At 54.6% G+C, this 1,825-nt stretch carries 1 protein-coding gene; it reads right to left on the reverse strand.

All coding sequences use genetic code 11. The annotated features are described in order from the left end of the window. Positions 1-106: 106 nt before the first annotated feature. Positions 107-1,765: a malate dehydrogenase (quinone) gene (gene mqo, locus NNN71_RS24490; protein WP_271459569.1), complete on the reverse strand. Its 1,659-nt coding sequence runs from the start codon at positions 1,763-1,765 to the stop codon at positions 107-109. Positions 1,766-1,825 lie beyond the last annotated feature (60 nt).

Consider the following 1,825-nt stretch of genomic DNA (forward strand, 5'->3'; position numbering starts at 1 on the left):
ATATTATACCCAACAATTTAATTGATGAGGGCGGGTTCATCATCGGGACAAGGGGCTTAGAGACAAGCTCCGGGCTACCGATCGTAGCCCGGATGAGACGGTGAGTTTACAGCGCCATGTCGTGCTGCGGCGACGCGCTGGCTGGCTGCTCTTCAGCCGGTTTAGCCTGCGCTACCGGGGCGGCTGGCATCTGGATCACCGGCGGTTTGGTCAGTTCCAGCGTCGCGGCGGTGTCGTTCCATACCTGTTGGGTCAGCGCGACGTTGCCGTTCAGGTTCTGGCCAAAGCTCGGGACGATACTGTGGATTTTGCTCTGCCATTCCGGTGAGTTGAACTGTTCCGGGAACAGTTTCTTAATCACGTTGAGGGTGATAGGCGCGGCGGTAGAGGCCCCCGGAGATGCGCCAAGCAGCGCCGAAATGGTACGCTGCTGATCCACCACCACTTCGGTCCCCAGCTTCAACACGCCGCCTTTATCGGCATCTTTCTTGATGATCTGCACGCGCTGACCGGCCTGAATCAACTTCCAGTCTTCTTTACGCGCCTGCGGGTAATACTCTTTCAGCGCCGCAAAACGATCGTCATCGCTCAACATCACCTGGCTGATGAGGTATTTCACCAGGTCGAAATTATCCAGACCCACGTGGGTCATCGGCATGACGTTGCTGGTGGTGGTCGTGCTCAGCAGATCGAAGAACGAACCTTGTTTCAGGAACTTCGTTGAGAAGGTCGCGAACGGCCCGAACAGCACCACGCGTTTACCGTCGATAAAGCGCGCATCAATGTGCGGCACCGACATCGGCGGCGCGCCCACGGAAGCCTGACCGTAGACTTTCTCCATATGCTGACGGGTCACGTCCGGGTTTTCAGTCATCAGGAAGGAACCGCCCACCGGGAAGCCCGCATAGTTATCCGCTTCCGGAATACCGGTTTTTTGCAGCAGCTTCAATGCGCCGCCGCCTGCACCGATGAAGACATACTTCGCGTCAATAGCATGCTGTTTGCCGCTGTTGACGTCTTCAATGGTCACGTGCCACGAGTTATCGCCGTTGCGCTTAAACTCGGTCACTTCAGAGGAGGTTTGCAGCGTAAAGTGTTCGTTCTTTTGCAGGCTACCAATCAGCTGGCGCGTAATTTCGCCATAGTTGACGTCAGTACCCACCGGCGTCCAGGTGGCAGCCACTTTCTGCTGCGGATCGCGACCGGCCATGACCAGCGGCGCCCATTGGGCAATTCGCTGATGATCGGTAGAGAATTTCATGCCCTGGAACAGCGTGGTTTTTTGCAGCGCATCGTAGCGCTTGCCGAGATATTCCACATTTTTATCGCCCCACACAAAACTCATATGTGGAGTGGAATTAATAAAGGAGTGCGGATTATTCAATACGCCGCGCTTCACCTGCGCCGACCAGAACTGGCGGGAGATCATAAACTGTTCGTTAATTTCCAGCGCTTTAGTGACATCAATGCTGCCGTCCGGGCGCTGCGGCGTGTAGTTTAATTCCATGTTAGCCGAGTGGCCGGTGCCGGCGTTATTCCAGCCGTTAGATGATTCTAATGCGACTTTATCGAGTTTCTCGACCATCACCTGCTTCCAGTCCGGCTGCAGCTCCTGAAGCCAGGTGCCCAGGGAGGCGCTCATGATGCCGCCGCCGATGAGCAGAACATCGGTTTTTTGCGTGGTTTCAGTATTGGCGTAAGCAGCGGAATTGACCAGCAGGGCGATGGTGGCGAGAGAAAATAGTTTTTTATTAATATCAGGCATAATGATGATATTCGCATAGCTAAATGTAATGAGTGCGACAATAGTAGCGCACTTTTACAT

The sequence above is a fragment of the Kluyvera sp. Awk 3 genome, from assembly GCF_028069715.1.
Lineage (GTDB): Bacteria > Pseudomonadota > Gammaproteobacteria > Enterobacterales > Enterobacteriaceae > Kluyvera > Kluyvera georgiana_A.

What these genes read in the sequence shown, in the direction of transcription:
- mqo (WP_271459569.1), bottom strand. Translation starts at nt 1,765, where the DNA reads ATGCCTGATATTAATAAAAAACTATTTTCTCTCGCCACCATCGCCCTG.